The organism is Phaeobacter sp. HF9A (assembly GCF_011806385.1).
GTDB lineage: Bacteria > Pseudomonadota > Alphaproteobacteria > Rhodobacterales > Rhodobacteraceae > Epibacterium.
The window spans coordinates 1-5,707 of record NZ_JAATOX010000180.1 but is presented as its reverse complement, the minus strand read 5'-3'; the positions used below and the strand labels follow the sequence as shown (position 1 = coordinate 5,707).

The window sequence follows — 5,707 nt, the reverse complement described above, 5'->3', positions numbered from 1 at the left end:
GACACATCCAATCCAATAAATAGCTTCATCCCGTCATCCTCCATCTGGGTTCAATACGGGAATGGCGACAGCGCGGTTCTGATCTGACAAGTGGCAACGGTCGTGCGTGACGCAGGCCCCGTTACAGCATCTCATTGAGTTTCACAGCCAGTAGATAACGAGCGCAGCCAGTGCGATGGCCGAGAGGAATACTCTGGGACAACGGTCGTATCGGGTTGCCACACGCCGCCAATCCTTGAGCCTGCCGAACATGATCTCGATTCGGTTGCGCCGCTTGTATCGGCGCTTGTCGTACTTGACGGTTTTCTTACGCTGCTTTCGGCTAGGGATACATGCGTGTATCCCTTTGTCTTTCAACGCTTCTCTGAACCAGTCGGCATCATAGCCGCGGTCCCCGAGTAGCCAGTCGACTTTGGGTAGACTGCTCAACATTGCCCGTGCGCCGATGTCGTCGCTGACTTGCCCTGCTGTGACGAACAGGTTGAGAGGACGCCCCAGGCTGTCACGGATCGCGTGCAGCTTGGTGTTCATCCCGCCCGTTTTCAGGGCATTTGATCCCCCGGATCAAATGCTGATCCTTCAAACTCCGGCCGATCAGGCGTCCACGCCCGTCCGTCGGGAAAACGATCCCCCGGATCGTTTTCTGATCCTCCGAACTTTCACGCCCATACTGGTCGCTGTCCGGTGGGTCTTCAGGTCGATGGCGCCGATCATTACAGTCTTCTTTTCGCCGTGCTCAGCGGCCAGACCTGCCATCATCCGGGCGAATACACCCCTATCACTCCACCGCTTCCAGCGATTGTAGAGTGTCTTGTGCGGGCCATAGGCTGCTGCTGCGTCACGTCGCCGTAAGCCATTGTGATTGATCAAGATAATACCGCTCAACACACGCCGGTCATCGACGCGAGGTTTGCCGTGGGACTTCGGGAAGAAGGGCTCAAGACGCGCCATCTGCGAATCCGTCAGCCAGAAAAGATCAGACATGTTCACCGCTCGCTTTTTGACCCGTGAGTCATGCCATCAGAAGAAAATCAGTGGGTCCTCAACCTAGGGCCGCACAGATTTCGGCGAGGCAAAAAACTGCACCCGAATACGCGGACGATCCGCCAAATCGCCATTTCCATGGCGGAACTCCACATCATAAACCCCTGGCGCGACAGGATAGTATCCCGCGCAGGGCTCAAAGGGGTCATAGTTCGTGGCGACCTGCGCCTGGAGCTGCTGCGCATAGGCGGCGCCCAGCTCCGGCTGCCCGCCCGAGGAATAGCTGATCCCGGGGCCGGTGCTGTCATATGGCGGACAGCCCCAGCCCATGTTCAGTTCATATTCAGAAAAAGCCTCAAACACCCAGGGCGCGCCGCCGGGGTTGGGCAACGCGAACCAATTGGTGTTATAAAGGATCCCCTCCTCGGAATACATCAGGCTGACACCGGAACAGCTGTCTGTCGCCGGGTCGTAATCGGCGCACTCGTAAGGCGTGTTCACCATGTCGTCCAATATCTGCAACACCGACACAAAACCATGCGCTTGCGCCATCGGCGCAAAACTCACCGCAAGGGCTCCCGTCAGGGCATATCGGAACAATCTGGTCATGCTGGAAGCTCTTTCAAAATTGGTGTTGGATCTGGTTTTGCAATCTGCATCGGGCAACTATGAGACCGCGCCCCGCGAGTGTCACCAACTGGAATGAAGATCCGGTTAGAATTCGCCTCCCAGGATCCGCTTTCGCCCCCTTTCCTGTTGCGCACAGGCACAGTAGGCTCCGCGCAAGGAGATCACCACCATGTCAAACCAAGAGCTCTGGCGCCTGAGCGCAGATGAACTGTCCCCCCTCACCCGGCGCGGCGAGATCCGCCCCAGCGAGGCCGTCACCAGCGCCCTCGCCCGCATGGATGCGGTGAACCCGGCGCTGAACGCCGTGGTCGAGGACCTGCGCGACGAAGCCCTGGCCCGCGCCGAAGCGCTGGACGACACCCCCGCGGCGCTGCGCGGCGCGCTGCATGGCGTGCCCGTCACCATAAAGATCAACGTCGATCAGACCGGTCATGCGACCTCCAACGGGGTGGCGGCGCTCAAGGATCTGATCGCCCCGGATGACGCGCCGGTGGTGCAGAACCTCGAACGCGCCGGGGCGGTGGTGATCGGGCGCACCAATACGCCGGAGTTCTCCTTTCGCGCCGATACCGACAACCCGCTCTATGGTCGCACCCATAACCCCTGGGGGCGGCATATCTCCTGCGGCGGCTCCACCGGCGGTGGCGGCGTTGCGGTAATGGCCGGGATCGGCGCGCTGGCGCATGGCAATGACATCGGCGGCAGCCTGCGCTTTCCCGCCGCCGCCAATGGCGCGGTGACGGTCAAACCGGGTCTGGGCCGGGTGCCCGCCTGGAACCCCAGCCAAAAGGCGGAGCGCGGCTTTCTGGCGCAGTTGATGAGCGTCCAGGGGCTGATCACCCGCTCCGCCCGCGATCTGCATCTTGCCATGCCCGCCATGATCACGCCGGATGCCCGCGACCCCTTCCAAGCGCCGGTGCCCTGGCGTGGGCCAGACCTGGATGCGCCCCTCAAGGTCGCCTTTACCCGCAACACCCACGGCTATGATCTGCACCCCGAGGTCGAGGCCGCGCTGCTTGCCGCCCGCGATGCACTGCGTGATGCCGGCTATGTGGTCGAGGAGGTCGAACCGCCCAATGTCTTCGAGGCCGGCCGCACCGGCTATCGCGCCCTGATGGGGGAAATGCAGATGTTGATGCGCGCGGACCTGGACACCCTCGGCTCCGAGGTGATCCGCACCATGTTCGATACCTATTTTGAGGAGTTCCCGCCCTATGAGGGCGCCGAGCTGCTGAAGATGTATGCCAAACGCAGCCACTACGCCCGGCAATGGCGAGTGTTCATGGAAGACTACCCGCTGGTGCTGACGCCATTCCTGCCGCACCCGTTCTTCGCCCCTGACCGCGACCGCGAAGGCGCCGCCGGTGCCCATGATGTGCTGGGCTGCGCGGTCTATTCCTATGCGATGAACTACATGGGCCTGCCCGCCGCCTGCGTCCCTGCCCGCCTGGCACAGCCGCCCAAGGGGCCGCAGCCCATCAACGTGCAGATCGTGGCGCCGCACTGGCGCGAAGACCTCGCCGTGGATGCGGCCATCGCCATCGAGGATCGTCTGGGCCAGATGGCGCCTGCCCTCTGGCAACACATGGCGACACAGAACTAGGAACGCCTCGCCCCCGGTTTCTCCTTTTCCGAAATATCCCCGCCGGAGGCACGGCCTTGTGCCCCGGCACAAGGCTTGTCCTGCCGCGCGCAGCGCGTCCGCGTGGTGCCCTCTGCCTAGTTGAACTGCTCGGAAATCAGCCGCTCTTCCAGCCCATGGCCGGGATCAAACAGGATCCGGTGGCGAATGCTGCGCTCGCTCTGGATCTCCACCCAGTCGATATCCTTGAACGATACCGAATCCGCTTCCGCCATCACCGGCCGCTTGCCCGCGTCAATCACGTCAAAGCGCACCTTGGCGGCACTGGGCAACAGGGCCCCGCGCCAGCGCCGGGGGCGAAAGGCGGCAATCGCGGTCAGCGCCAGAACATCGGCCCCGATCGGCAGGATCGGCCCATGGGCAGAGAAATTATAGGCCGTCGAGCCCGCAGGCGTTGCCACCAGCGCGCCGTCGCAGACCAGCTCCGCCATCCGCTGCCGCCCGTCTACCGAAATCATCAGCTTGGCCGCCTGCGGCCCCTGCCGCAGCAGGGAGACCTCATTGATCGCCATCGCCACATGCTGACGCCCGGCGCGGTCCATGGCCGTCATGCGCAGCGGGTGGATGACCTCTTCGCGCGCCGCATCCAGCCGCTCCATCAGGTCGCTCTCGCCATAGCTGTTCATCAGGAACCCGACGGTGCCCCGGTTCATGCCGTAAATCGGCAGGTTCAGATCCGTGGTTTCGCGCAGGGTCTGCAACATGAACCCATCGCCCCCCAGGGCGACAATCACATCCGCCTGCTGCCGGTCCACCGTGCCATAGCGGCTGACCAACACCCCGCGCGCGCTCTGCGCAATCGGCGCCTCGCTGGCCAAAAATGCGATTCTCATGCGGCGATCCTGTTTCCGGTCGGGTGCAATTGGTTCCGAAACAAGCACAGGTTTTCCCCAAAGACCAGAGTTGCCGTTCACCTGCCGCGTTTCGTCGCTTTACAGTCTTTCGGACCCGCCGTGTTTCCGATAGGAAATCTCGCAAAGACCACCCCTAGCCCAACGGAGTCAGCATGACTGAGACATCCCGTGATACCGGTTTCTTCACCCAAAGCCTCTCGGAGCGCGACCCCGAGCTGTTCGGCGCCATCACCAGCGAGCTGGGTCGCCAGCGCGACGAGATCGAGCTGATCGCCTCGGAAAACATCGTCTCCGCCGCCGTCATGGAAGCACAGGGTTCGGTGCTGACCAACAAATACGCCGAAGGCTACCCGGGCCGTCGCTACTATGGTGGCTGCCAGTATGTCGACGTTGCGGAAAACCTCGCCATCGACCGTGCCAAGCAACTGTTCAACTGCGAATTCGCCAATGTGCAGCCGAACTCCGGTTCGCAGGCCAACCAGGGTGTCTTCCAGGCCCTGATCAAGCCCGGCGACACCATCCTGGGCATGGATCTGGCCTCCGGCGGTCACCTGACCCATGGTGCGGCGCCGAACCAATCCGGCAAATGGTTCAACGCCGTGCATTACGGCGTGCGCCAGGACACCAACCTGATCGACTATGACCAGTTGCAAGCCCTGGCCACCGAACACCAGCCCAAGCTGATCATCGCCGGCGGCTCTGCGATCCCGCGGCAAATCGACTTTGCCAAGTTCCGCGAAGTGGCCGACAGCGTTGGCGCCTATCTGATGGTCGACATGGCCCATTTTGCCGGCCTCGTCGCCGCGGGCGAGCACCCCTCCCCCTTCCCCTATGCGGATGTGGCCACCACCACCACCCACAAAACCCTGCGCGGCCCCCGCGGCGGCATGATCCTGACCAACAACCCGGATATCGCCAAGAAGGTGAACTCCGCGATCTTCCCCGGCATCCAGGGTGGTCCGCTGATGCATGTGATCGCCGGCAAGGCCGCCGCCTTTGGTGAAGCGCTGAAGCCCGAGTTCAAAGCCTATCAGAAACAGGTGCGCGCCAATGCGGTTGCCCTGGCGGATGAGCTGCTCAAGGGTGGTCTGGACATCGTCACCGGTGGCACCGACACCCATGTGATGCTGGTGGACCTGCGCCCCAAAGGCGTGACCGGCAATATCGTCGACAAGGCTCTGGGCCGCGCCCATATCACCACCAACAAGAACGGCATCCCGTTTGACCCGGAAAAGCCCACCGTGACCTCTGGCATTCGCCTCGGAACGCCCGCCGGCACCACCCGTGGCTTTGGTGAAGAAGAGTTCCGCGAGATCGCACGTCTGATTGTCGAGGTGGTCGATGGTCTTGCCGCCAATGGCGAAGACGGCAACGGCGCGGTCGAAGAAGCGGTCCGCGGCAAGGTCGCAACCCTCTGCGCCCGCTTCCCGCTCTCCCCGAACCTCTGATCCTCTTCTTTCGGAGAAAATCAAACCGCCGCGAGACATCGCGGCGGTTTTTTTCATGGCTGCGCTCTACCTTATTGACGGCACGCCCAGCAGCAAAGGGAGGGCTCCCGCGCCCTGCCGCTGCATCACAGATGCAACAGCAAAGGCCT

General features: G+C 62.5%; 4 protein-coding genes and 1 pseudogene. 2 read left to right on the top strand and 3 right to left on the bottom strand.

Translation table 11 applies throughout. The features are described 5' to 3' along the window. Positions 1-141 precede the first annotated feature (141 nt). Positions 142-984, bottom strand: a pseudogene (locus tag HCZ87_RS19500) (IS5 family transposase). A 63-nt stretch (positions 985-1,047) separates the two neighbouring features. Then, entirely contained in the window at positions 1,048-1,593 is a 546-nt protein-coding gene (locus HCZ87_RS19495) for a hypothetical protein (RefSeq protein WP_167646591.1), read from the bottom strand. A 190-nt stretch (positions 1,594-1,783) separates the two neighbouring features. On the opposite strand from HCZ87_RS19495, the gene HCZ87_RS19490 reads away from it, so the two are divergent. Further along, entirely contained in the window at positions 1,784-3,217 is a 1,434-nt protein-coding gene (locus tag HCZ87_RS19490) for an amidase family protein (RefSeq protein WP_167646589.1), read from the top strand. Positions 3,218-3,333: 116 nt separating this feature from the next. Here the strand turns inward: HCZ87_RS19490 and HCZ87_RS19485 are convergent, their stop codons facing one another. Beyond that, a complete protein-coding gene (locus HCZ87_RS19485; protein ID WP_167646587.1) occupies positions 3,334-4,089 on the bottom strand; it encodes an NAD kinase in 756 nt (251 codons plus the stop codon). A gap of 173 nt (positions 4,090-4,262) precedes the next feature. Here HCZ87_RS19485 and glyA point away from each other — a divergent pair, with 173 nt between their 5' ends. Beyond that, positions 4,263-5,558: a serine hydroxymethyltransferase gene (gene glyA / locus HCZ87_RS19480; RefSeq protein ID WP_167646585.1), complete on the top strand. Its 1,296-nt coding sequence runs from the start codon at positions 4,263-4,265 to the stop codon at positions 5,556-5,558. Positions 5,559-5,707 lie beyond the last annotated feature (149 nt).

Bases quoted from the DNA above. Each gene is read 5' to 3' on its own strand.
- HCZ87_RS19495 (WP_167646591.1), bottom strand. From the start codon at position 1,593: ATGACCAGATTGTTCCGATATGCCCTGACGGGAGCCCTTGCGGTGAGT.
- HCZ87_RS19490 (WP_167646589.1), top strand. From the start codon at position 1,784: ATGTCAAACCAAGAGCTCTGGCGCCTGAGCGCAGATGAACTGTCCCCC.
- HCZ87_RS19485 (WP_167646587.1), bottom strand. From the start codon at position 4,089: ATGAGAATCGCATTTTTGGCCAGCGAGGCGCCGATTGCGCAGAGCGCG.
- glyA (WP_167646585.1), top strand. From the start codon at position 4,263: ATGACTGAGACATCCCGTGATACCGGTTTCTTCACCCAAAGCCTCTCG.